The following is a 22,792-nucleotide window of genomic DNA, read 5'->3' on the forward strand; positions in this document are numbered from 1 at the left end:
GGTCTGTCAGCCGTGGGCTGACTTGATCCGGTCGCCGGGGGTCCGGGTACCCAGGGTCAGAGCGTCTTGCCCGTCGCCGGGCCCACGAGCAGGCCGTCTCCGAAAGTGTCCACCCTGACCGTGTCGCCGTCCTTGATCTCGCCGGAGAGGATCTCCTTGGCGAGGCGGTCGCCGATGGCGGTCTGGACCAGGCGGCGCAGGGGGCGGGCGCCGTAGGCCGGGTCCATGCCCTCGTCCGCGAGCCAGGCCAGGGCCTCGTCGCTGACCTCCAGGGTGAGGCGGCGTTCCGCGAGGCGCTTGGCCAGGCGGTCGATCTGGAGGCGGGCGATGCGGCTCAGCTCGTCCTTCGACAGGGCCGAGAAGACGACCAGGTCGTCCAGGCGGTTCAGGAACTCCGGCTTGAAGGCGGTGCGGACCACCTCCAGGACCTGCTCCTTCTTCTCCTGCTCGGTGGTGAGCGGGTCCACCAGGAACTGGCTGCCCAGGTTCGAGGTCAGCACCAGGATCGTGTTGCGGAAGTCGACCGTGCGGCCCTGGCCGTCGGTGAGCCGGCCGTCGTCCAGCACCTGGAGCAGGACGTCGAAGACCTCCGGGTGGGCCTTCTCCACCTCGTCCAGCAACACCACGCTGTACGGCCGCCTGCGCACCGCCTCCGTCAGCTGGCCGCCCTCCTCGTAGCCGACGTAGCCGGGGGGCGCGCCGACCAGGCGGGCGACGCTGTGCTTCTCGCCGTACTCCGACATGTCGATGCGAACCATCGCCCGCTCGTCGTCGAAGAGGAAGTCGGCGAGGGCCTTGGCGAGTTCGGTCTTGCCGACGCCGGTGGGGCCGAGGAAGAGGAAGGAGCCGGTCGGGCGGTCGGGGTCGGCGATGCCGGCGCGGGTGCGGCGTACGGCGTCCGAGACCGCCTGGACCGCCTCCGTCTGGCCGATCAGCCTGCGGCCCAACTCCTCCTCCATGCGCAGGAGTTTCTGGGTCTCGCCCTCCAGGAGACGCCCGGCCGGGATGCCGGTCCAGGCGGCGACGACGTCGGCGATGTCGTCGGAGCCGACCTCCTCCTTGACCATGGTGTCCTTGGCGGCCTCTTCCTCGGCCTCGGAGGCTTCCTCCAAGTCCCGTTCCAGGGTGGGGATCTCGCCGTACAGCAGCTTGCTGGCGGTGTCGAAGTCGCCGTCGCGCTGGGCGCGTTCGGCCTGGCCGCGCAAGTCGTCGAGCTTTTCCTTGAGTTCACCGACGCGGTTGAGGGACTGCTTCTCCTTCTCCCAGCGGGCGGTGAGGCCCCTCAGCTCCTCCTCCTTGTCGGCGAGGTCGCGGCGCAGCTTCTCCAGGCGTTCGCGGGAGGCCGGGTCGGTCTCCTTCTCCAGGGCCAGCTCCTCCATCTTCAACCGGTCGACGGAGCGCTGGAGTTCGTCGATCTCGACGGGGGACGAGTCGATCTCCATGCGGAGCCGGGACGCGGACTCGTCGACGAGGTCGATGGCCTTGTCGGGGAGGAAGCGGGAGGTGATGTAGCGGTCGGAGAGGGTGGCGGCCGCGACCAGCGCGCTGTCGGCGATCTGGACCTTGTGGTGGGCCTCGTACCGCCCCTTCAGTCCGCGCAGGATGGCGATGGTGTCCTCGACGGTCGGCTCGGCGACCAGCACCTGCTGGAAGCGGCGCTCCAGGGCCGGGTCCTTCTCGATCCGCTCGCGGTATTCGTCGAGGGTCGTCGCGCCGACCATGCGCAGCTCGCCGCGAGCGAGCATGGGCTTGAGCATGTTCCCGGCGTCCATGGCGGAATCCCCACCCGCGCCGGCCCCCACGACGGTGTGCAGCTCGTCGATGAAGGTGATGATCTGGCCGTCGGAGTCCTTGATCTCGGCGAGGACGGTCTTGAGCCGCTCCTCGAACTCACCGCGGTACTTCGCGCCGGCGACCATCGCACCGAGGTCGAGGGCGACGAGCCGCTTGTTCTTCAGCGACTCCGGCACGTCTCCCTTGACGATCCGCTGGGCGAGCCCTTCGACGACGGCGGTCTTGCCGACACCGGGCTCACCGATGAGGACGGGGTTGTTCTTGGTACGGCGGGACAGCACCTGAACGACCCGCCGGATCTCCTGATCGCGCCCGATGACGGGGTCGAGCTTGCCCTCGCGCGCGGCGGCGGTGAAGTCGGTACCGAACTTCTCCAGGGCCTTGTAGGAGCCCTCGGGGTCGGCGGTGGTCACCCTTCTCCCTCCCCTCGCCTTCTGGAAGGCGTCCTGCAACTTCCTGGCGTCGGCCCCCTGCGAGGAGAGTACGTCCCCAGCCTGGCCGCCCTTGGCGGCGGTGCCGATGAGGAGGTGCTCGGTGGAGAGGTACTCGTCGCCGAGGTCCTTGGCGCGGGTCGCGGCGTCGTTGACGACGGCGAGCAGTTCGCGGCTGGGCTGCGGGGGCGCGACGGTGGAGCCGGTCACGCTGGGGAGCCCGGCGAGGATCTTCTCCGCGCCGGCGCGGACGGCGGCGAGGTCGGCCTCGACGGCGGCGAGCAGGTCGACGATGTTCTCGTTGTCCTGCCCCTGAAGCAGAGCCAGCAGCAGGTGGGCGGGGGTGAGGTCGGGGTGGCCCTCGGCGGCGGCGCGCTTCTCGGCCGCGTTGATCGCGTCCCGGCTCCGGTTGGTCAGCTCGGCGTCCACGTTCTCGTGCTCCTCCTCGGTGTCGATGACCCGGGTGTCGTTGACTCTCCTTGGACTGATTCAGTCAACGTACACAAAGTTGAGTCTATTCCGCTCAAGGTGCGGTCCGGGAGGGGTCGGGGACCGGGTTCCCCTCCTGCCGGGGTTAAGTTCCGGGGCATGGCGACGACGTACACCCAGGACCCCGGCGCACCGGACCCGCTCTACCTCAGCTTCTGGCGGGAGCGGCACCTGTGCACCCTGACGACCCTGCGCCCGGACGGCAGCCCGCACGTGGTGCCGGTCGGAGTGACATACGACCCGGAGGCGCGACTCGCTCGGGTGATCACGAACAAGTCGAGCGCGAAGGTGGGGCACGTGCTGGCGGCGGGCCCTTCCGGGGCCCTGGTCGCGGTGTGCCAGGTGGCCGGGCGGCGGTGGGCGACGCTGGAGGGGCGGGCGCGGGTGAGGACCGAACCGGAGCGGGTGGCGGAGGCCGAGCGGCGGTACGCGGAACGCTATGAGCGCACGCCGTCGCCGAATCCGTCCCGGGTGGTGATCGAGATCGAGCTGACGCGGGCGCTGGGGCGCGGTTGAGCGGCGGCCTCACGAGCACCGTTGGCGATTTTCAGCCACGGCCAGAAAGGGTCGATACCCGGAAATGTCCCCGGAAACTGCAGCGGCGTCACCGTGTTCAGGTCACGGTGACGCCGCTGCGGGGGGAAGCGCCTGAGCGATCTGTTACGACGGGGGAATCGCGTCAGGCACTGCGGGGGGTGGCTGAGATGGTCCGTGGGGTGGGGGATTCCGGTTCCACCAGCCGATGGTCTCGTTGGTCGAGGTTCACAAAGATCATTCCGTACCGAATGGCACACCGCACAGGCTGCGGCGCCCCCCGAGGCCGCCGCAGACACCGGTACGCCCGCACGTCCTCGTCGTCGTCGCGGGTGACGACGACCGGCTCGCCGAAGACGGTCACCATCAACGAGTCGCCGGAGTGGGGGATCGCGGTGACCAGGTCGATGAAGTGCCAGCCGGAGCGATAGGCCGTGGCCATTTCACGACGGAAGGAGCGGTCGTCGGGGGGAGTGGTCATAGCTGCTCGGCCCAGCTGCTGTCGTCAACGGACCAGGAACTGTCCCCGGGCACGGTGGCCGGATCTCCGCTCGCCGCGATGATCCAGCTGCTGTCCTTCGGGGCCGCAACGGTCGTTGTCGTCGTACGCCAGCTGCTGTCCGCCTGGACATCGCCCTTCGTCCCCGCAAGGCCGCTCAGCGCCCCGATGGCCACAACGGTGGAGAAGGCGGCGGCAAGCACCGAGCGAAGCATTCTCTTATGCATAGTCGGCTTCGTCCTCATTTGAAGGTCACCTCTCCCCCGCTGAATACGACGATGGCCCATTCCGGCACGTCATGGCCACACAATCGGTGCATCATGTTCCTGCATGTTCAGGACCCTGGGGGGTGGAGATTTGGCAATAAATGAGACTAAGCAGACACATCCTCACACGGTGACCGAGCTGTGCGAGGACGGTCGCCGTCTCTACGGGAACGCTCTCCGCACTGGTCGTATCGCCCGTGCGGACGTCGAGCCTGCCCCGTGCCTGATGGAGTTCGCCCTCCTCCATCCCGACCCCGACGACGCGAACTGGCTGCGCCCGGTTCCCCCGTCGATCGCCCTGGCGCAGCGGCTCAATCCGATCGAGGACGAGATCACCCAGCGGCGCCGGCAGTCGATCGAACTCGCCGAAGCTTTCGAGCCGTTCATGACGCTCAGCGCCCAGTCGGCCGGAACCACGCACTCGATCACGGTGCTGGAGGGGCTCGACCGGATCAACGCGGCGCTGGATCTGGCCACCGCCCAATGCCAGAACGAGATGCTCACCGTCCAGCCGAGCCGCCGCCGCCTCGAGCACACCCTGACCAAGGCCCTGGACCGCGACCGGCCGTTGATAGACCGGGGCTGCCGCATCCGCACCCTCTACCAGCACCCCGCCCGCTACAGCCCGGAAACCCTGGCCTACGTCGCCCAGTTCACCGACGGCAAGGTCGAGTACCGCACCATCGACGAACTCGTGGAGCGGCTGATCATCTGCGACGAGACCGTGGCGTTCATCCCGACGCGGGACGACGGGGAGGTCGCCCTCGAACTCCGGCACCCGGGGCTCGTCCGCTATCTGATCAAGGTCTTCGAGTTCATGTGGGGCCGCGCGGTGCCGCTGAGCGCCGGCGCGCCCTACGAGACCGCCCCCGACGGCATCACGGACATCCAGCACTCCATCGCCAAGCTCCTCGTCGAGGGCCATGTCGACGAGGCGATCGCGCGGCGCCTCGGGATGAACGTCCGCACCTGCCGGGCCCACATCGCCAAGCTCGCCTCGGCGCTGGGCAGCGGCAGCCGCGCCCAACTCGGCTACCTCATCGCGGAGTCGGGCATCCTGAAGCAGGAGGGAGCGGACGAGTGACGTCGGCGCCGCACCCGGAGCACGGTGTGGAGGAGCTGTGCGCGGCGGGGCTGGAACTCTACGGCCGCGCCCTGGCGAACGGCGGCGTCCCGGAGCGCGAGGCGGACGCCGTGCCCTGTGTGCTCCGTGCCGGACTGCTCCGCCCCGACCTCGACGATCCGCATCGGCTGCGGCCTGTCCCCCCGGCCGTGGCCCTGCCCCGGCTGCTGCGCGGCATCGCCGAGGACATCGCCCGCCGGCGCCGCGCCGAGACCCGGCTGGCCGAGGCGTTCGAACCGCTGCTGGCCCTTGCCGAGCGGGACAACGGCAGCGTGGACACCACCGGTTTCACCCTGTTGAGCGGCCTCGACCGGATCAAGGACGCTATCGGACGCGCCATGCGCCAGTGCTCGCAGGAGGTGCTGACGATCCAGCCGGGCGGCAAGCGTCCCGTCTCCGCGCTCGCCGTCGCCCTGCCCCTGGAGCAGCAGTTGCTCTCCCGTGGCGGCCGTATGCGCACCCTGTACCAGCACACCACGCGGCACGACCCGGCCGTACTCGCGCACTACGAGCTCCTCGTCGGCGACGTCGAGGTCCGCACGCTCGACGAGGTCCCCGACCGCCTCATCGTGCTGGACCGCGCGGTCGCCCTCGTCCCGGCCAACGCCGAACGCACCCTGGCCGTGGAGGTCCGCCACCCTCCCCTGGTGACCTACCTGGCCACCACCTTCGACCGCCTCTGGCGCCTCGCCACCCCCATGCACCCCCAGGCGGTCCAGCAGCCCACGCTCAACGGCGTCACCGCCCGCCAACGCGCCATAGCCGCCCTCCTCATAGAAGGCCACACCGACGCCGTCATAGCCGACCGTCTCGGTCTCAACGTGCGCACCGCCCGTGAGCACATCGCCAAGCTCGCCGCGACTCTCGGCAGTGAGAGCCGGGCGCAGCTCGGTTATCTCATCGGACGCTCCGGGATTCTTGATCAGGGATCGTGAGGGCGCCGCCCCCGGCGCCCCCGGCGCCGCCTGCGCCGGTGGGGCGTGGCGGGCCGTCCAGGCCCACCTGGGCGATCCGGACCCCGAGTTGCGTGCGGCTCGCCGCGCCCAGGGTCTCCGACAGGCGGGCGATGTGGGCTCGGCAGGTGCGGACGCTTATGCCCAGCCGTTCCGCGATCACCGCGTCCTGGTGGCCCTCCGCGAGCAGCGCCGCGATCGACTGCTCCCGGTTGGAGATGCCCTCGATGCCGGTGTCGGGCAGCGGGGCGGTCAGGGGGATCGCCAGCCGCCACAGGCGTTCGAAGACCGTCGCCAGGAAGCCCACCAGCGCCGGGTGGCGGAGTTCCAGCGCCAGCGTGCGGTCCGCGTTCGCCGGGATGAACGCCACCGTGCGGTCGAAGAGGATCAGCCGGTCGATGACCTCGTCGAGGGTGCGGGCCTGGACCGCGTCGCCCATCAGTTCCAGGTAGTTCAGCAGGCCCTGGCCGTGGCGGGCGACGTGGGTGTAGAGGTCCCGCATGCGCACGCCCCTCGCCCGCAGCGCCAGCGCCCGGTGCAGGCCCTCGGTCAGTTCGTGCTCGGGGCGGATGCCGCCGGGCTGGACCGTCAGCACCTCCGTCGTGCACGCCTGCGTCGCCTCGTCCATCGCCGCCTGGATACGGGACAGCCCGTCGAGGACCCGGATCGCCGAGCGGTCCGCCATCGCCGACGACGACAGCTGCGAGCCGAGCCCCGCGTACCACTCGAACGCGGCCACCGCCGAGCCCATCCGGCGTTGACTCGCGCTGACCTCGTCGTAGACCCCGCGCAGCAGCCGGGTCATGACTTCCTGCGGGGAGGTGGGGACCAGCCAGTCCATGTCGTCCGGGTCGGGGTGCAGCAGGGCCAGCTCCAGCAGGCACGGCACCGGCTCCGCGTCCTCGCGCGGCACCCGGCCCCGCCGTACGGCCCGGGAATACACGCGATCCCCGGCCTCGCACAGTCGGTCAGCACCGTGTGGATGCTCGTCCGTCCCGTGCCCGGCCATCGCCCAGCCCACCCCCGGTTCCAGCCTCTTGTGCCCGGCGTGCGCGCGCTCGTGGCACAGGCACACCCCTACGGCTCCGCAACTATGCGCGGACCAGACCAGCTCCGCAACACGGCTCGTCCCGGTGTGACCGAGGGAAACCACTGATTTACCCCGCTATCGTCGGGCCTCCGAGCGCCGCCCTGCAACAAGCTGATGGTCCCCCTCCGTACCCGTCGCACACCCGGCGGAATCCGTTTCTCCGCGTGAGCTGCCGGAAATCCGCCGGTGATCGCCGCGTTACGCACCGCATCTAACGTCCCCTCATGGCGGACATATTTGACGCGTACGCGTTGGCCGACGCGTGGGACGAGATGTTTGTGCGGCCGGGTGAGGTCAGGACCGCCTATGAGCCGGTGCTGGCGGCACTTCAGCCGATCGAGCCGAGTGAACTGCGCTTCCGCGCCGACCAGATGGCCCGGGCGTTCACCGACCGGGGCGTGACCTACGCCTTCGCGGGCGAGGAACGGCCCTGGCCGCTGGACCTCGTACCGAGGATTCTCGACGCGCTGGAGTGGGATCTCATACAACGGGGGGTCGCCCAGCGGGTGCGGGCCCTGGAGGCCTATCTCGGCGACGCCTACGGGCACTGCCGGGCCTTCGAGGACGGTGTCGTGCCCTGGCGGCTGCTCCTCAACTCCCCCCACTTCCACCGGGTGGCACACGGGGTCGAACCACCCGGCGGGGTGCGCATCCACGTCGCCGGCATCGACCTCGTACGGGACGAGGCCGGTGACTTCCGGGTCCTGGAGGACAACGTGCGGGTGCCCAGCGGGGTCTCGTACGTCATCGAGAACCGGCGGGCCATGACCCGGATCTTCCCCTCCCTCTTCGCCGAGCAGCACGTGCTGCCGGTGGACGGGTACGCGCAGAAGCTGCTCGCCGCGCTACGGAAAGCCGCTCCGGACGGGGCCGACGACCCCCGCGTCGTCGTCCTCACCCCAGGGCCGAGCAACGCGGCGTACTTCGAACACGCCCTGCTGGCCCGGCTGATGGGCGTGCAGCTGGTCGAGGGGCACGACCTGGTGTGCCGGGGCAACCGGGTGTGGATGCGGACCACGCGCGGCGAGGTGCCGGTGCATGTCGTATACCGGCGCCTCGACGACGACTTCCTCGACCCGCTGCACTTCCGGCCCGACTCGGTCATCGGCTGCCCCGGCATCATGAGCGCCGCGATGGCCGGGAACGTCACCCTCGCCAACGCCGTCGGCAACGGCATCGCCGACGACAAGCTGCTCTACACCTACGTCCCCGACCTCATCCGGTACTACCTCGGAGAGGAACCGATTCTCCCTAACGTGGAGTCCTTCCGGCCCGACGAGCCCGGTCAGCTCGACGCCGTCCTCGACCAGATCGACCAGCTCGTCATCAAGCCGGTGGACGGGGCGGGCGGGCAGGGCATCGTCATCGGGCCCAAGGCCGACGCCGAGACCCTGCGCCGGACCCGGGAAGCCGTCGTCGCGGACCCGCGCGGCTTCATCGCCCAGCGGCCCGTCGCCCTGTCCACCTCCCCCACCCTCGCCGGAGAGCGGATGGCACCGCGCCACATCGACCTCAGGCCGTTCGCCGTCAACGACGGCAACGATGTCTGGGTGCTGCCCGGCGGCCTCACCCGGGTCGCCCTCCAGGAGGGCAACCTGATCGTCAACTCCAGCCAGGGCGGCGGCTCCAAGGACACCTGGGTACTCGCCGAGGGCCCGGCCGAACATCCGGAGGTGCCGAGCGCCGACGGACTCCCCGAGGTCGCACCCCGCCAGCTCGGTCCCGACGGCAACCCCACCTTCGTGGAGGAAGGGGCGCAGCAGCAGTGAGCGACGTGATCCTCTCCCGGATAGCCGAGGCACTGACCTGGACCGGCCGCTATGTCGAACGGGCGGACGCCACCGGCCGCATCCTCGACGCCTACCTCCACCGCATGCTGGAGGACCCCTGGCGCGACGAGGACGCGGCCTGCCGGTCGCTGTACGCGATCCTCGGCGTCGACGCGGGCCCCGAACGCGTCGACATGCAGCAGGTCCTCGACCAGCTCGCCTTCGACTCCCGCTCCACCTGCTCCATCGAGGGCGCGCTCGGCGCCGCCCGCCTCAACGCCCGCAGCGCCCGCGAGGCCGTCTCCTCGGAGATGTGGGAGTGCCTCAACTCCACCTGGCACGCCCTCGCCGACCAGCGCCGCGCGGCCCGCCGTACCGGCCCCTACGCCTATCTGGAGCTCGTACGGGCCCGTGCCGCGCTGTTCTTCGGGCTCGCCGACTCCACCATGAGCCGGGACGACAGCTGGCGGTTCGTGGTGCTCGGGCGGAGCCTGGAGCGGGTGGACATGACCGTACGGCTGCTGTCGGTACGCGTGCTGGACGCCGCCCACGCGCCGGACTGGACGACGCTGCTGAGCGCGTCCGGCGCCGACGAGGCGTACGCGCGCGTGCACAGCGGTTTCGGCGACAACGCGCGCGTGGCCGAATTCCTGCTCCTGGACCGGGACTTCCCGCGCTCCGCACTGCACGCGCTGACCACCGCCGAGGAGTGCCTCAGCGCCCTCGGCCGCCCCCGCCAGGACCCGGCCCGCCGCCCCATCGGACGCCTGCGCACCCGTCTGGAGTACCTCGACCTGACCGCCCTCCAGGACCAGCTCCCCGCCCTCCTAGGCGACCTGCAACAGGCCTGCATGGCCTCGGCGGAGGCGGTCGCGGAGCGGTTCTTCCCGTACCAGGGGCCCGTGATCTGGGCCCAGGAAGGGGCGTGAGCAGATGGCGCGCCGCCTGAGGATCAAGCACGTCACGCGGGTGTCGTACGCCCAGCCCGCGGCGTCCTCCCACAACGAGGTCCGGATGACCCCGCTGACCCTGCCGGGCCAGACCACCCTGGACTCCCGGGTCACCGTCAGCCCCGCGACGTCCACCTGGTCGTACTGGGACTACTGGGGCACCCAGGTCACCGGCTTCGACCTCCTCGACCCGCACGGCGACCTCACCATCACGGCCTCCAGCCTGGTGGAGACGGCCCCGCCGGACCCCCTGCCCGAGCCGCCGTCCTGGGCGGAACTGTCGGAAAGTACGGCGAGTTCCCGCCTGTTGGAGTTCGCGGGCCCGACAGCCCGTACGACCGTCCCCGCGAAGCTCCTCAAGAAGGCACGCAAGGCCGCCGCCGGCCTCGACCCGCATGCCACGGCCGTCGCGGTCTCCGCCCTGGTCGCCGACCGGGTCACCTACCTCCCCGGCGCCACGGGCGTGAACACCTCCGCGACCGAGGCCTGGGAACAGGGCGCCGGCGTCTGCCAGGACATCGCCCACCTCACCATCGCCCTGCTGCGCGGCCTGGGCCTGCCGACCCGGTACGTCTCCGGCTACCTCCACCCCGAGCGGGAGGCGGAGCTCCACCGCCCGGTCGCGGGACAGAGCCACGCCTGGATCGAGTACTGGGCCGGCGACTGGTGCGGCTACGACCCGACGAACCGGACCCGCGCCGACGAGTCGCACGTCGTGGTCGGCCGCGGCCGGGACTACGACGACGTGACCCCGCACAAGGGCATCTACCGGGGCGTGCCCGGCGGGCCGCCGGAGGTGACGGTGGAGTTCACGCGGGTGGCGTGACCGCCCCCGGAGCGACTCGTGTCGCCCTTCTCCCCTTTCCGGGGCGAAGGGCGCACAATCGCCGTCATGCCGACAGCGCGCCCGATCAGGCTCATGGCACTGTCCCTGACCGCCCTGCTGCTCGTCGCCGGCTGCGGCGACGACGGCGACGACCCCGGCAGCACGGCCCCGAAGCCGCACAAGGACGGGCATCTCACCTTCACCCTGCTGACCCTGCGCTGCGGGATCACGGGCGTCACGGGCTCCCACGCGGACGCCCCGCCCGAGGGACAGTTCTGCGCCGCACGGCTGCGGGTGGAGAACAACGACCCGAACTACCACACCTACGAGTCGGCCCGGCAGCGCATCGCGGGCGTCACCGGGGACCGGTCCCGGCCCGACTCCTTCGCGATGGCGGTGCGCCGCCAGTCGGAGAAGGTGCGGCTCGGCGGCCACACCCTCATGGAGGTCGAACTCTGGTACGACGTCCCGAAGGGCGCGAAGGTCACCGGCCTGAGGGTGTCCGGCGACAACGACCCGTCCAGCTTCACGAGCACCAAGCCGATCGGACGGGCGCCGGACGGGGTGTTCATCCCGATGACGCCCGCCGCACCGACCGCTAGTTCAACTTGATCTGGGCGCAGGCGGAGGCGAACTTCGCGGTGCAGATCTGCTTCACGGTGTAGATGCCGTCCGCGACGACCGTGCTCTTGATGTTGGACTGCGTCAGCGCGGACACCGACACCAGCTGGGCCGGGATCTCCTTGTCGGTGGGGCTGTCGACGCGGTCCTGGGTGAGCGAGTCGAACAGGATGTCCTTGCCCTGGATCTTCGCCACGGCCATCTCGGCGGCGGCCTCGGCCTCCAGCGGGTAGGACTTGTAGACGCTCATGTACTGCTCGCCGGCGACGATCCGCTGCACGGCGGCCAGTTCGGCATCCTGCCCGGTGATGGGCGGCAGGTCGGTCATGCCGGCCTCCTCCATCGCCTCGATGGCGGCGCCGGCCATGGCGTCGTTGGCGGAGTAGACGGCGGCGATGTTGTCCTTGCCGATCGAGGAGATCGCGGCGGCCATGTCCTTCTTCGCGACGGCCGGCTTCCAGCCGTCCACGTCGTACGTCTCGGAGATCGTCACCTTGCCGGTGAGCTCGGAGAGCGCGCCCGCCTTGAACTGTCCGGCGTTCGGGTCGGAGGGCGAGCCGTTGAGCATGACGATCTTGTCGGAGCTGTCGACGCCCGAGCCCAGCGACTCGACCAACGTGCGGCCCTGCACCTCGCCGACGAGCTCGTTGTCGAAGGAGACGTAGGCGTCGATGGGGCCCTCGGCGAGCCGGTCGTAGGCGATGACCGGGATGCCGGCGGACTTGGCCTTCTTCACCATGGGGGCGATGGCGTGCGAGTCCACGGCGTCCAGCAGGATGACGTCGACCTTGTCGTCGATCATCTTCTGCATCTGGCCCGCCTGCTTCTTGGCGTCCGCCTCGCCGTTGGCGTAGACGGTCCGGCCTTCCTTCTTGGTGAGCTCCGCGACCTTCTTCTGGATGATCGGGTAGTCGAAGTCCTCGTAGCGGGTGTTCGTCGTCTCCGGCATCAGCACGCCCACGGTGACGTCGTTGCCCTTGGTCGGACTCGCGTCCGCGCTGTCCCCCGACACACCCAGGGCCCCGCAGGCGGTCAGCGACAGGGCCATCGAGGACGCGGCCATGCATATGGCGGTACGACGCATTGGGGAGCTCACTTCTGGTGCCTTCCGGACGCGGGCGCAGCTTTGCGACCCAGATGACTGAAAAGCCAACGCGGCCCCGCCCCCCAGCGTCAAGCGGAACCACTTAACGAGTGCGCAACGCCACTCTCCGCACGGACTGTGAAGAACTCGCGGAACCATCCCCAAACGCCCTTTACGGACCCTCCATTCAAGAGGAGCCCCGGCGAAGGCAAAGATCCGTACAACCAACTCCATTCCTCACGAGTCGTGATCACGACGGCTTCCGCCGACCGTTCCCCATCCGCTCAGAGGATCGAATGAACCCAGCCAGACGTACGACGATCACGTCCGCCGCCGTGCTCGCCGTGACCGGCGGTCTCCTCACCACGACCGCAGCCCCCGCCTCCGCCGCGACGACCTGCACGTCGCCGGTGTTCAAGCGGCAGTTCTTCGCGAACACCACCTTCTCCGGCACCCCGAAGAAGACGGACTGCGACACCACCATCGACCAGACCTGGACCGGCGCCCCGGTCACCGGACTGCCGTCGAACAACTTCGGTGTGCGTTGGTCGGTCACCCGCGACTTCGGCTCCGGTGGGCCGTTCTCCCTCGCCGCCTCCGGACTCGACGGGATACGGGTCTACGTCGACGGCGTACGCAAGATCGACCTGTGGAAGAACACGTCGACGACCGTCTCCAAGACCGTCAACGTCACCGTCCCGTCCGGCAAGCACACCCTCCGCGTCGACTACGTCAACTGGACCGGCAGCGCGAAGGTGAAATTCGCCTACACGCCCCGCACCTCGGCGACCATCGACAAGGTCAAGCCCCTCACCCCGACCGGCACTTCGGTGTCGTACGACGCGGCAACGGGCAAGGCCAAGCTCACCTGGGCGAAGAACAAGGAGATGGACCTCGCGGGCTACCGCGTCTACCGCCGCCTGAAGGGCACCTCCTTCGGCAGCACCCCGCTCGCGACGACCACCGGGACCTCGTACACCGACACCCCGCCGGCGACAGGCGAGACGTACTACTACGAGGTCCGCGCCTACGACAAGGCCGGCAACGTCTCCGGTGGCACCGCCGACCAGGGCGTGACCACACTCGACACCACGGCCCCCGCCGCGCCCGCCGGCGTGGAGGACAACTGGGGCGTCGGCATGGTGGACAAGGTGACGCTGCGCTGGGACGGCAACACCGAGGCGGACATCGCCGGTTACCGGGTGTACCGGTCCACGTCCAAGCCCGTCGCGCCCACCGCCGCGAACCTGGTGGGCTCCCCCACCAGCGCCTACTTCCAGGACACTCCGGCGCCGACCGGCGACTGGTACTACTACGTCGTCACGGCCGTCGACACGCACGGCAACGAGTCGGCCGTCTCCGGTACCGCCGAGTTCGAGACGTACGACGAGACGGCGCCGGTCTTCGTCCCGACCGATCTCAAGGCCACCGACGGCCCGGACGGGGTCACCCTCACCTGGTCCTGGAACCGGGACCAGGACGCCGACCTCGCCGGCTTCGAGGTCTACCGCGACGGTTACTACATCGGCGACGCGACCGGCGAGTTCGTGGACCGTGACGTCGAGTTCGGCGAGACGTACAGCTACTACGTCCGCGCCGAGGACGACGACCACAACCTGGGCCCCGCCTCGGCCGCCGTCTCTGTCACGCACACCGACCGCACGGCGCCCGGCGCGGTCACCGGCCTGACCGCGAAGTCCGCCGCGAACGGCATCCTCCTCGACTGGGACGACAGCACGGCCGAGGACTTCGACCACTACGAGGTCTACCGCGCCGAGGAGACCGACGGCGGCTCCTGGACGTACACGAACATCACCGACAGCCTGGTGTACGGCTCGACGCAGTCCGAGAACCGGGACCCCAACCTCCCCGACGACCAGAACCTGCGCTACAAGGTCATCGCCGTCGACGCGGCCGGCAACGCCCTCGACCTCGACTCCGTGGCCTACGTCGCGGTCAACGAGTTCCTGATGAAGCCCGACATGGTGTACGCCGAGCACTCGGACATCCTCACCACGGGCAACGCGCAGGGCGAGATCCACATCTCCTACGACCAGTCCGCGGACACGTACGGCACCGCGGCCAAGTTCCGTGTCTACCGGTGGGACAACTCCGCGCGTGAGTACGTCGCGCAGTTCGACACCCAGGACACCGCCGACTACTGGTTCACCGACCCGACTGCGCCCTCCGGCTCCACGGTCTTCTACAAGATCACGGCCGTCTACCCGGACGGCACCGAGTCCGCGCCGGTGGGCACCTGGATGTTCACCTGACCTGCCCGTACAACCAACGCCCCGTCTCACCGGTCCTGATCGTCGGCGGCTTTGCCCGCCGTTGACGATCAGGACCAAAGGAACCGATGAACCCAGCCAGACGTACGACGATCACGTCCGCCGCCGTGCTCGCCGTGACCGGCGGTCTCCTCACCACGACCGCCGCCCCCGCCTCCGCCGCGACGACCTGCACGTCGCCGGTGTTCAAGCGGCAGTTCTTCGCGAACACCACCTTCTCCGGCACCCCGAAGAAGACGGACTGCGACACCACGATCGACCAGAACTGGGGGACCAGCGCCCCCACTTCGGGCCTGCCGTCCAACAACTTCGGCGTCCGCTGGTCCGTGACCCGTGACTTCGGCTCCGGTGGGCCGTTCTCCCTCGCCGTCTCCGGGCTCGACGGGATACGGGTCTACGTCGACGGCGTACGGAAGATCGACCTGTGGAAGAACACGTCGACGACCGTCTCCAAGACCGTCAACGTCACCATCCCGTCCGGCAGTCACGCCCTCCGCGTCGACTACGTCAACTGGACCGGCTCCGCCAAGGTCAAGTTCGCGTACACGCCCCGCACCTCCGCCACCGTCGACACGGTCAAGCCCCTTGTCCCGACGGGGACTTCGGTGTCGTACGACGCCGCCACCGGCAAGGCCAAGCTCACCTGGTCCAAGAACAAGGAGATGGACCTCGCGGGCTACCGCGTCTACCGCCGCCTCAAGGGCACCTCCTTCGGCAGCACCCCCCTCACCACGACCACCGGGACCTCGTACACCGACACCCCGCCCCCCACCGGCGAGACGTACTACTACGAGATCCGCGCCTACGACAAAGCCGACAACGTCTCCGGCGGCACCGCCGACCAGGGTGTGACGACGGTGGACCGTACGGGGCCCGCCGCGCCTACGGGGCTGAGTGCGCACGGGGATCTGGACGGGATGGTGCTGGGGTGGGACGCCGTGTCGGGTGCGGTCGGGTACGAGGTGTTCGAGAAGGACGCGGCGACCGGTTCGTACACCCTGCTGAAGTCGCTCACCGGCACCTCCTACCTGCACTACGTGGGCCACAACGAGACCCTGCACACCTATGTCGTGCGCTCGCTCGACGCGCTGGGCAACCCGGGCCCGTACTCGGCGCCGGTCACCTCTGACGGCATCGACCGGACCGCGCCGCCCGCGCCGTTCGACCTGGCGGTGAGCACCGACAGCGGTGACGTGCGAGTGAACTGGAAGACGCCGGAGGAACACACCCGCGACGAGCTGGACAACTACGGTCGCTTCACCGTGTACCGCTCCGTGGGCAGCACGCTCGGCGCCGACGCCGAGCGTCTGGACTGCGACTACAGCACCACGTTGGACAGCGCCAACGACGTCTACTCGTTCGGCTGCGTCGACCCCACCTGGGCGTACGCCACGACCTACACCTACGCCGTCACCTTCACCGACTGGCAGGGCAACGAGTCCGCCCCGTCCGAGACCGTGACGGTGACGACCGCCGACGGCCTCCCGCCCGCGCCGGTCACCGGCCTGACCGCGACGCCCCGCGCCGACGGCGTGCTGCTGCGCTGGAACGCGTCCACGGACGCGGACATCGACCACTACTGGGCCGCCCGCGGCGTGCGCCAGGCCGACGGCTCCTTCAAGGCGACCGACCCGTGCACGCGCAGCACCACCGACCCGCTGACCGCCCTGTGCATCGGCATCCCGGACGGCGAGACGGCCGCCTACGCGGTCTACGCCGTCGACAAGTGGGGCAACGCCTCGGAATGGACCATCGTCGACGCCACCGAGCTGACCATCACCCCGGGCGAGCCCATCGGCGCCGACTCCGGCGCGCTGTGGGGCGGCGGGGGCTGGACCATGCCGGGGCAGGGCGGGAACGTCCAGTGGCACTGCGAGGGCGCCGTCTGCGCGGACGTCACCGAGTACCGCGTCAGCCGCTGGAACACCGAGACGCAGACCTACGACCTGCTCGGCACCGTGGCCCCGAAGGACGGCGTCTACTACCAGTCCTACACCGACGCCACGATGCCGCTCGGCTCGATCTCCTACTACCGCGTCGTCGGCGTCCTGTCCGACGGCACCGAGACGGTCGCCGCCCACCCGTGGCAGATCCGGCCGGACCTCGTCTGAGCCGAAGAAGGAACACGAACCCGATGAACCACCCTCGCTTCACGACGGCCGCCGCCGCGAGCGCGGTCGTCCTGGCCACCGCGGGCACCCTGCTCACCGTCACGCCCGCCTCCGCCGCGACCACCTGCAACTCCCCTGTCTTCAAGCGGCAGTTCTTCGCCAACACCACCTTCTCCGGCACCCCGAAGAAGACGGACTGCGACAGCGCCATCGATCAGAGCTGGAGCGGAGCCCCGGTCTCCGGGCTGCCGTCCAACAACTTCGGTGTGCGGTGGTCGGTCAGCCGTGACTTCGGCTCCGGTGGGCCGTTCTCCCTCGCCGCCTCCGGGCTCGACGGGATACGGGTCTACGTCGACGGCGTACGGAAGATCGACCTGTGGAAGAACACCTCCACCACCGTGTCGAAGACCGTCAACGTCTCCATCCCGTCCGGCAAGCACTCTCTCCGCGTCGACTACGTCAACTGGACCGGCAGCGCGAAGGTCAAGTTCGCCTACGCGCCCCGCACCTCGGCCACCGTCGACAAGGTCAAACCCCTTGTCCCGACCGGGACTTCGGTCTCGTACGACCAGGCCACCGGCAAGGCCAAGCTCACCTGGTCCAAGAACAAGGAGATGGACCTCGCCGGCTACCGCGTCTACCGACGCCTCAAGGGCACCTCCTTCGGCAGCACCCCGCTCGCGACGACCACCGGGACCTCGTACACCGACGCCACCCTCCCGGTCACCGGCGACACCTACTACTACGAGATCCGCGCCTACGACAAAGCCGGCAACGTCTCCGGCGGCACCGCCGACCAGAGCGTGACCACCGTCGACCGCACCGCCCCCGCCGGGGTCACCGGTGTCACGGCGAAGGGCACCACCGCCGGCATCTCGCTGACGTGGGAGGCGTCGGCGTCGAAGGACGTCGACCACTACGAGGTGTGGGCCTCCCGGAACGGGGACCCCGACCCCGACGGACCGGACCTCGTGCTCGGGACGTCGCTCCAGTTCCCGGTGCCGGCCGACGACACGGGCGTGCCCTACGCCTTCTCCGTGTACGCCGTCGACACCGCGGTGAACGTCTCGCCCGTGTCCGGCGAGGTGGCCGCGAGCCGGCCCGTGGCCTCGACGGCCGCCGCGCCGACCGGCCTCGCCACGGAGCCGCCCGCCGACGACCTCACGAAGGTCACGTGGACGGCGTCGCCCGACATGGTCGGCAGCTACCACGTCTACCGCCGCACCGACACCCAGAGCGCCTGGACCTGGATCGGCAGCACCGGCGGCGAAGGGTGGGAGGATCGGACCGCTCCCGCGGGCAAGGCCTACTACTACGTGGCCACCGTGGGCGCGGACGGCCTGGAGTCGCTGCCGTCCGAGCAGGTCTCCGCCGAGCGCGTCACCAAGGCCACGGCGGTCGGTCCGAAGGCGCCGAAGCTGACGCTGGTCTCCAACGGCATCCCCGGCCGCTCCGCGATCCAGGTCACGGCGGCACCGGGCGCGGGCGACGAGGGACGGCTGCTGAAGGGGTACTCCTGGGACGTCTCCGGGGCGTGCGGTGACAGCGGCACGCAGTTCTCGACCACGGGGTCGATCTCCTGGGTCGCGCCGTACAACGGGCCTTGCATGGTGACCGTGTACGCCGTGGACTATTACGGCCGAGTCGGCTACCAAGGCGCCTCGCTGGAGTTCTTCAGCGGGCGGTGACACACCGTTCAAGCATGCGAGAGGGGCCCGGAGGACAAACCTCCGGGCCCCTCTCGCATACGTCTGCCTAGTCCTTGGCCTTCTTCGGCCGCCAGACCACCAGCGCGCTGGTCTGCTGCACCTCCTGGTACGGCACCAGGTCACGCCGGTACGACGCGTGCACCGCCGCCTCCCGCTGCCGCATCGCGGCGGCCGCGCCTTCCAGCGCCGCCTCCATCTCCGCGACACGGGACTGCAACGCGGCGACCTGGTTCTCCAGCTCGATGATGCGCTTGATGCCGGCCAGGTTGATGCCCTCGTCCTGCGACAACTGCTGGACGGTGCGCAGCAGTTCGATGTCGCGGGCCGAGTAGCGGCGGCCCCGCCCTGCGGTGCGGTCCGGGGAGACCAGGCCGAGGCGGTCGTACTGGCGAAGGGTCTGCGGGTGCAGGCCGGAGAGCTGGGCCGCCACCGAGATGACGTAGACCGGGGTCTCCTCGGTCAGTTCGTACGGGTTGCGTCGACGGCCGTCCATCTCTCTCATGCTCCCTTCGCGGCCTGGAACAGCTCCGCCCGCGGGTCCTCGTCCGCGGTCGCCTCGCGATACGCCTCGAGCGCTTCACGAGCCTTCCCCGTCACGTCCTTGGGGACACTCACCTCGACGGTGACCAGGAGGTCGCCGCGGGTGCCGTCCTTGCGGACCGCGCCCTTGCCGCGGGCGCGCATGGTGCGGCCGTTGGGCGTGCCGGGCGGCAGCTTGAGGGTGACGGGCGGGCCGCCCAGGGTGGGGACCCGGACCTCGCCGCCGAGCGCAGCCTCCGCGAACGTCACCGGGACGGTGACCGTGAGGTTGTCGTCCTTGCGGCCGAAGACCGGGTGGGCGTCCACGTGGACGGTGACGTACAAGTCGCCCGCGGGGCCGCCCCGTTCACCCGGCGCGCCCTTGCCGCGCAGGCGGATGCGCTGGTTGTCCGTCACCCCGGCGGGGATGCGGACCTGCATGGTGCGCGAGGACTTGGCGCGGCCGCTGCCCTTGCACTCCATGCAGGGGTGCTCGGCGATGAGGCCGCGGCCCTTGCAGTCGGGGCAGGGGTCGGTCAGCGAGAAGCCGCCGCCCGAGCCCCGCGCGACCTGGCCGGTGCCGACGCAGGTCGGGCACACGCGCGGTGTGCCGTTCTTGTCGCCGGTGCCCGAACAGGCCTTGCAGGGGGACTGCGAGGACATCCGCAGCGGGACCGTGGCCCCTTCGATGGCCTCCGTGAAGCTCAGCGTGACCTCGGTGTCGATGTCCTGGCCGCGCCGCGGCTGGACCCGGGTGCCCCCGGTGCCGCCGCGGTTGAACAGGCCGCCGAACACGTCGCCGATGCCGCCGCCGAAGCCGCCGGAACCCTGGCCGCCCTGGCCGCCACCGCCTCCGAAGAGGTCACCGAGGTCGAAGTTGAAGGAGCCGCCGCCCGCGCCCGGCCCCGGGCGGAAGCCGCCGTTGCCGAAGAGGGCGCGAGCCTCGTCGTACTCCTTGCGCTTCTTGGGGTCGCCGAGGATGTCGTTCGCCTCGGAGATCTCCTTGAAGCGCTCCTCCGCCTTGGTGTTGCCCTTGTTGGCGTCCGGGTGGAACTCGCGGGCGAGCTTCCGGTACGCCTTCTTGATCTCGGCCTCGGTGGCGTCCTTGGGGACGCCGAGGACCTTGTAGTAGTCCTTCTCGATGAAGTCCTTGGTGCTCATCCCCGACGCCCCTCCTCTCGGTCCGTCCTGACGTCAGCCCTCTTCAGAGCTGTTGTCCTTCTCCTCGGTCTCGGCGTCCTCGGCCTTGACCGTCTGCGCGCCCGGCTGCGGTTCGGCGACGGCCACCCGCGCGGGGCGGATGGTGCGCTCGCCGATGCGATACCCCGGCTGGAGGATCGCCACGCAGGTCGTCTCGGTGACGTCCGGTGCGTAACTGTGCATCAGGGCCTCGTGGATCGTCGGGTCGAAGGGCTCGCCCTCCTTGCCGAACTGCTGCAGACCCATCTTCGCCGCGACGGTCTCCAGTGACTCCCCGACGGACTTGAATCCGCCGACGAACTCGCCGTGGTCCCGGGCGCGGCCGATGTCGTCGAGCACGGGCAGGAGTTCGGTCAGGAGGTTCGCGATGGCGATCTCCTTGACCGTGATCCGGTCCCGCTCCACGCGGCGGCGGTAGTTCTGGAACTCGGCCTGGAGCCGCTGGAGGTCCGTGGTGCGCTCCTCGAGCGCCTTGCGGACCTGGTCCAGCTGGGCCGTCAGGCCGGCGATCTGTGCGTTTGCGTCCCCGGCCGGGGCCGCCCCCTCACCCTCGGGCGAGGCGGCGGCCTTCGGCTCGGCGTCGTCGGGGGTCGCGCCGGAGGGGACGTCGGGCTTCTCCTCGAAGCCCGGGGTCTCCTCCGTCACGCGGCACCGTCCTTACGGTCCTCGTCGACGATCTCGGCGTCGACGACGTCGTCGTCGGCCTTCGGGGCCTCCGCACCGGCGCCACCCGCGGCCTGCGCGGCGTTGGCGTCGGCGTACATGGCCTGGCCGACCTTCTGGGAGACCGCGGCGACCTTCTCGGTGGCCGTGCGGATCTCGGCGGTGTCCTCGCCCTTGAGCGCGGTCTTCAGCTCCTCGACGGCGGCCTCGACCTCGGTCTTGACCTCGCCGGGGACCTTGTCCTCGTTGTCCTTGAGGAACTTCTCCGTCTGGTAGACGAGCTGCTCGCCCTGGTTGCGGGTCTCGGCGGCCTCGCGGCGGCGGTGGTCCTCGTCCGCGTACTGCTCGGCCTCCTGGCGCATCCGGTCGACCTCGTCCTTCGGCAGCGAGGAGCCGCCGGTGACGGTCATCTTCTGCTCCTTGCCCGTGCCCAGGTCCTTGGCGGTCACGTGCATGATGCCGTTGGCGTCGATGTCGAAGGACACCTCGATCTGCGGGACGCCGCGGGGCGCCGGCGGCAGACCGGTCAGCTCGAACATCCCGAGCTTCTTGTTGTACGCCGCGATCTCGCGCTCGCCCTGGTAGACCTGGATCTGCACGGACGGCTGGTTGTCCTCGGCCGTGGTGAAGATCTCGGACCGCTTGGTCGGGATCGTGGTGTTGCGCTCGATGAGCTTGGTCATGATGCCGCCCTTGGTCTCGATACCGAGGGACAGCGGGGTCACGTCGAGGAGCAGGACGTCCTTGACCTCACCCTTGAGGACACCGGCCTGGAGGGACGCGCCGATGGCGACGACCTCGTCCGGGTTGACGCCCTTGTTGGCGTCCTTGCCGCCGGTCAGCTCCTTGACGAGCTCGGCGACGGCGGGCATACGGGTGGAGCCACCGACGAGGACGACGTGGTCGATCTCGTTGATGGAGATGCCGGCGTCCTTGATGACGTTGTGGAACGGCGTCTTGCAGCGCTCCAGGAGGTCCGCGGTCAGCTGCTGGAACTGGGCGCGGGTGAGCTTCTCGTCGAGGTGCAGGGGGCCCTCGGCGGAGGCGGTGATGTAGGGCAGGTTGATCGAGGTCTCGGTGGACGAGGACAGCTCGATCTTCGCCTTCTCGGCGGCCTCACGGAGACGCTGGAGCGCCATCTTGTCCTTGGCGAGGTCCACGCCGTGGCCCGACTTGAACTGCTGGACCAGGTAGTCGACGACGCGCTGGTCCCAGTCGTCACCACCCAGGTGGTTGTCACCGTTGGTGGCCTTCACCTCGACGACGCCGTCGCCGATCTCCAGGAGGGACACGTCGAAGGTGCCGCCACCGAGGTCGAAGACGAGGATCGTCTGGTCGTCCTTGTCGAGGCCGTACGCCAGCGCGGCCGCGGTGGGCTCGTTGACGATACGAAGGACGTTGAGACCGGCGATCTCACCGGCTTCCTTCGTCGCCTGGCGCTCGGAGTCGTTGAAGTACGCCGGGACGGTGATGACCGCGTCGGTCACCTTCTCGCCCAGGTAGGCCTCGGCGTCCCGCTTCAGCTTCTGGAGGATGAACGCCGAGATCTGCTGCGGGTTGAAGGGCTTCCCGTCGAGCTCGATCTTCCAGTCGGTGCCCATGTGACGCTTCACGGACCGGATCGTCCGGTCCACGTTGGTGACCGCCTGGCGCTTGGCCACCTCGCCGACGAGCACTTCGCCGTTCTTCGCGAAGGCGACGACGGACGGCGTGGTCCTGGCACCCTCGGCGTTGGTGATGACGGTGGGCTCGCCGCCTTCGAGAACGCTGACGACGGAGTTAGTCGTGCCCAGGTCGATGCCGACCGCACGTGCCATGGTTGATTCCTCCAGCTGACTTGAGTGGAACGGACTCAAGTGTGCATGACGCC

Annotated in this window: 19 protein-coding genes; 10 read left to right on the plus strand and 9 right to left on the minus strand. The window is 69.7% G+C overall.

Annotated elements, in window-relative coordinates:
* Positions 1 to 56: 56 nt before the first annotated feature.
* Positions 57 to 2,654, minus strand: coding sequence for an ATP-dependent chaperone ClpB (gene clpB / locus IQ210_RS09540; protein ID WP_194078448.1), 2,598 nt, complete (start codon positions 2,652 to 2,654; stop codon positions 57 to 59).
* A gap of 159 nt (positions 2,655 to 2,813) precedes the next feature.
* Between clpB and IQ210_RS09545 the strand changes: the two genes are divergently transcribed.
* Complete coding sequence (locus tag IQ210_RS09545; RefSeq protein WP_194078449.1) at positions 2,814 to 3,230, plus strand: pyridoxamine 5'-phosphate oxidase family protein; 417 nt, start codon at positions 2,814 to 2,816, stop codon at positions 3,228 to 3,230.
* Positions 3,231 to 3,393: 163 nt separating this feature from the next.
* Here the strand turns inward: IQ210_RS09545 and IQ210_RS09550 are convergent, their stop codons facing one another.
* Positions 3,394 to 3,729, minus strand: coding sequence for a Rieske (2Fe-2S) protein (locus tag IQ210_RS09550; protein ID WP_059194145.1), 336 nt, complete (start codon positions 3,727 to 3,729; stop codon positions 3,394 to 3,396).
* Positions 3,726 to 3,962, minus strand: coding sequence for a hypothetical protein (locus IQ210_RS09555; RefSeq protein ID WP_194078450.1), 237 nt, complete (start codon positions 3,960 to 3,962; stop codon positions 3,726 to 3,728). The genes IQ210_RS09550 and IQ210_RS09555 overlap by 4 nt, the downstream gene beginning before the upstream one ends.
* 115 nt (positions 3,963 to 4,077) lie before the next feature.
* Here IQ210_RS09555 and IQ210_RS09560 point away from each other — a divergent pair, with 115 nt between their 5' ends.
* Positions 4,078 to 5,097 (plus strand): helix-turn-helix domain-containing protein, encoded by a 1,020-nt coding sequence (locus IQ210_RS09560; RefSeq protein ID WP_194078451.1) that lies wholly within the window; start codon positions 4,078 to 4,080, stop codon positions 5,095 to 5,097.
* Complete coding sequence (locus IQ210_RS09565) at positions 5,094 to 6,071, plus strand: helix-turn-helix transcriptional regulator (protein ID WP_194078452.1); 978 nt, start codon at positions 5,094 to 5,096, stop codon at positions 6,069 to 6,071. Before IQ210_RS09560 ends, IQ210_RS09565 begins: the two co-directional genes overlap by 4 nt.
* Here the strand turns inward: IQ210_RS09565 and IQ210_RS09570 are convergent.
* Positions 6,034 to 7,098 carry a helix-turn-helix transcriptional regulator gene (locus IQ210_RS09570; RefSeq protein WP_194078453.1) on the minus strand — a complete coding sequence of 355 codons (1,065 nt, stop codon included), beginning with the start codon at positions 7,096 to 7,098 and terminating at the stop codon, positions 6,034 to 6,036. The two genes, IQ210_RS09565 and IQ210_RS09570, sit on opposite strands and share 38 nt — an antisense overlap.
* Positions 7,099 to 7,403: 305 nt before the next feature.
* Between IQ210_RS09570 and IQ210_RS09575 the strand changes: the two genes are divergently transcribed.
* The 4 genes from IQ210_RS09575 to IQ210_RS09590 all read left to right on the plus strand — a co-directional run bounded on the left by IQ210_RS09575 (position 7,404) and on the right by IQ210_RS09590 (position 11,336).
* Positions 7,404 to 8,948 carry a circularly permuted type 2 ATP-grasp protein gene (locus IQ210_RS09575; protein WP_194078454.1) on the plus strand — a complete coding sequence of 515 codons (1,545 nt, stop codon included), beginning with the start codon at positions 7,404 to 7,406 and terminating at the stop codon, positions 8,946 to 8,948.
* Positions 8,945 to 9,877 carry an alpha-E domain-containing protein gene (locus tag IQ210_RS09580; RefSeq protein WP_194078455.1) on the plus strand — a complete coding sequence of 311 codons (933 nt, stop codon included), beginning with the start codon at positions 8,945 to 8,947 and terminating at the stop codon, positions 9,875 to 9,877. The genes IQ210_RS09575 and IQ210_RS09580 overlap by 4 nt, the downstream gene beginning before the upstream one ends.
* Before the next feature lie 4 nt (positions 9,878 to 9,881).
* On the plus strand, positions 9,882 to 10,724 hold the full coding sequence (locus IQ210_RS09585) for a transglutaminase family protein (RefSeq protein ID WP_194078456.1): 843 nt from the start codon (positions 9,882 to 9,884) through the stop codon (positions 10,722 to 10,724).
* Positions 10,725 to 10,790: 66 nt separating this feature from the next.
* Complete coding sequence (locus IQ210_RS09590) at positions 10,791 to 11,336, plus strand: DUF4352 domain-containing protein (protein ID WP_194078457.1); 546 nt, start codon at positions 10,791 to 10,793, stop codon at positions 11,334 to 11,336.
* On the opposite strand, the gene IQ210_RS09595 is transcribed toward IQ210_RS09590, so the two are convergent.
* Complete coding sequence (locus tag IQ210_RS09595; protein ID WP_194078458.1) at positions 11,323 to 12,429, minus strand: sugar ABC transporter substrate-binding protein; 1,107 nt, start codon at positions 12,427 to 12,429, stop codon at positions 11,323 to 11,325. The genes IQ210_RS09590 and IQ210_RS09595 overlap by 14 nt on opposite strands.
* A gap of 296 nt (positions 12,430 to 12,725) precedes the next feature.
* Between IQ210_RS09595 and IQ210_RS09600 the strand changes: the two genes are divergently transcribed.
* From IQ210_RS09600 to IQ210_RS09610, 3 genes are all read left to right on the plus strand, one after another.
* A complete protein-coding gene (locus tag IQ210_RS09600) occupies positions 12,726 to 14,702 on the plus strand; it encodes a fibronectin type III domain-containing protein (protein WP_194078459.1) in 1,977 nt (658 codons plus the stop codon).
* Between the two features lie 86 nt (positions 14,703 to 14,788).
* Positions 14,789 to 16,831 carry a fibronectin type III domain-containing protein gene (locus IQ210_RS09605; RefSeq protein WP_194078460.1) on the plus strand — a complete coding sequence of 681 codons (2,043 nt, stop codon included), beginning with the start codon at positions 14,789 to 14,791 and terminating at the stop codon, positions 16,829 to 16,831.
* Positions 16,832 to 16,854: 23 nt separating this feature from the next.
* Positions 16,855 to 18,519 carry a fibronectin type III domain-containing protein gene (locus IQ210_RS09610; protein WP_194078462.1) on the plus strand — a complete coding sequence of 555 codons (1,665 nt, stop codon included), beginning with the start codon at positions 16,855 to 16,857 and terminating at the stop codon, positions 18,517 to 18,519.
* Between the two features lie 67 nt (positions 18,520 to 18,586).
* On the opposite strand, the gene IQ210_RS09615 is transcribed toward IQ210_RS09610, so the two are convergent.
* From IQ210_RS09615 to dnaK, 4 genes are read right to left on the minus strand one after another with little or no spacing between them, the layout of a single operon-like run.
* A complete protein-coding gene (locus IQ210_RS09615; RefSeq protein WP_059194555.1) occupies positions 18,587 to 19,033 on the minus strand; it encodes a heat shock protein transcriptional repressor HspR in 447 nt (148 codons plus the stop codon).
* A 5-nt stretch (positions 19,034 to 19,038) separates the two neighbouring features.
* Positions 19,039 to 20,220 carry a molecular chaperone DnaJ gene (gene dnaJ, locus IQ210_RS09620; protein WP_194078463.1) on the minus strand — a complete coding sequence of 394 codons (1,182 nt, stop codon included), beginning with the start codon at positions 20,218 to 20,220 and terminating at the stop codon, positions 19,039 to 19,041.
* A 33-nt stretch (positions 20,221 to 20,253) separates the two neighbouring features.
* Positions 20,254 to 20,904 carry a nucleotide exchange factor GrpE gene (grpE, locus tag IQ210_RS09625; RefSeq protein ID WP_194078465.1) on the minus strand — a complete coding sequence of 217 codons (651 nt, stop codon included), beginning with the start codon at positions 20,902 to 20,904 and terminating at the stop codon, positions 20,254 to 20,256.
* Positions 20,901 to 22,739 (minus strand): molecular chaperone DnaK, encoded by a 1,839-nt coding sequence (gene dnaK, locus IQ210_RS09630; protein WP_194078467.1) that lies wholly within the window; start codon positions 22,737 to 22,739, stop codon positions 20,901 to 20,903. The genes grpE and dnaK overlap by 4 nt, the downstream gene beginning before the upstream one ends.
* Between the last annotated feature and the right edge of the window lie 53 nt (positions 22,740 to 22,792).

Source organism: Streptomyces justiciae (assembly GCF_015163075.1).
GTDB classification, from domain to species: Bacteria; Actinomycetota; Actinomycetes; order Streptomycetales; family Streptomycetaceae; genus Streptomyces; species Streptomyces justiciae.

Excerpts from the sequence above, each read along its gene's own strand:
- IQ210_RS09545 (WP_194078449.1), top strand. The coding sequence starts at position 2,814 with ATGGCGACGACGTACACCCAGGACCCCGGCGCACCGGACCCGCTCTAC.
- IQ210_RS09550 (WP_059194145.1), bottom strand. The coding sequence starts at position 3,729 with ATGACCACTCCCCCCGACGACCGCTCCTTCCGTCGTGAAATGGCCACG.
- IQ210_RS09555 (WP_194078450.1), bottom strand. The coding sequence starts at position 3,962 with ATGCTTCGCTCGGTGCTTGCCGCCGCCTTCTCCACCGTTGTGGCCATC.
- IQ210_RS09560 (WP_194078451.1), top strand. The coding sequence starts at position 4,078 with ATGTTCAGGACCCTGGGGGGTGGAGATTTGGCAATAAATGAGACTAAG.
- IQ210_RS09570 (WP_194078453.1), bottom strand. The coding sequence starts at position 7,098 with ATGGCCGGGCACGGGACGGACGAGCATCCACACGGTGCTGACCGACTG.
- IQ210_RS09575 (WP_194078454.1), top strand. The coding sequence starts at position 7,404 with ATGGCGGACATATTTGACGCGTACGCGTTGGCCGACGCGTGGGACGAG.
- IQ210_RS09585 (WP_194078456.1), top strand. The coding sequence starts at position 9,882 with ATGGCGCGCCGCCTGAGGATCAAGCACGTCACGCGGGTGTCGTACGCC.
- IQ210_RS09590 (WP_194078457.1), top strand. The coding sequence starts at position 10,791 with ATGCCGACAGCGCGCCCGATCAGGCTCATGGCACTGTCCCTGACCGCC.
- IQ210_RS09595 (WP_194078458.1), bottom strand. The coding sequence starts at position 12,429 with ATGCGTCGTACCGCCATATGCATGGCCGCGTCCTCGATGGCCCTGTCG.
- IQ210_RS09600 (WP_194078459.1), top strand. The coding sequence starts at position 12,726 with ATGAACCCAGCCAGACGTACGACGATCACGTCCGCCGCCGTGCTCGCC.
- IQ210_RS09605 (WP_194078460.1), top strand. The coding sequence starts at position 14,789 with ATGAACCCAGCCAGACGTACGACGATCACGTCCGCCGCCGTGCTCGCC.
- IQ210_RS09610 (WP_194078462.1), top strand. The coding sequence starts at position 16,855 with ATGAACCACCCTCGCTTCACGACGGCCGCCGCCGCGAGCGCGGTCGTC.
- IQ210_RS09615 (WP_059194555.1), bottom strand. The coding sequence starts at position 19,033 with ATGGACGGCCGTCGACGCAACCCGTACGAACTGACCGAGGAGACCCCG.
- dnaJ (WP_194078463.1), bottom strand. The coding sequence starts at position 20,220 with ATGAGCACCAAGGACTTCATCGAGAAGGACTACTACAAGGTCCTCGGC.
- dnaK (WP_194078467.1), bottom strand. The coding sequence starts at position 22,739 with ATGGCACGTGCGGTCGGCATCGACCTGGGCACGACTAACTCCGTCGTC.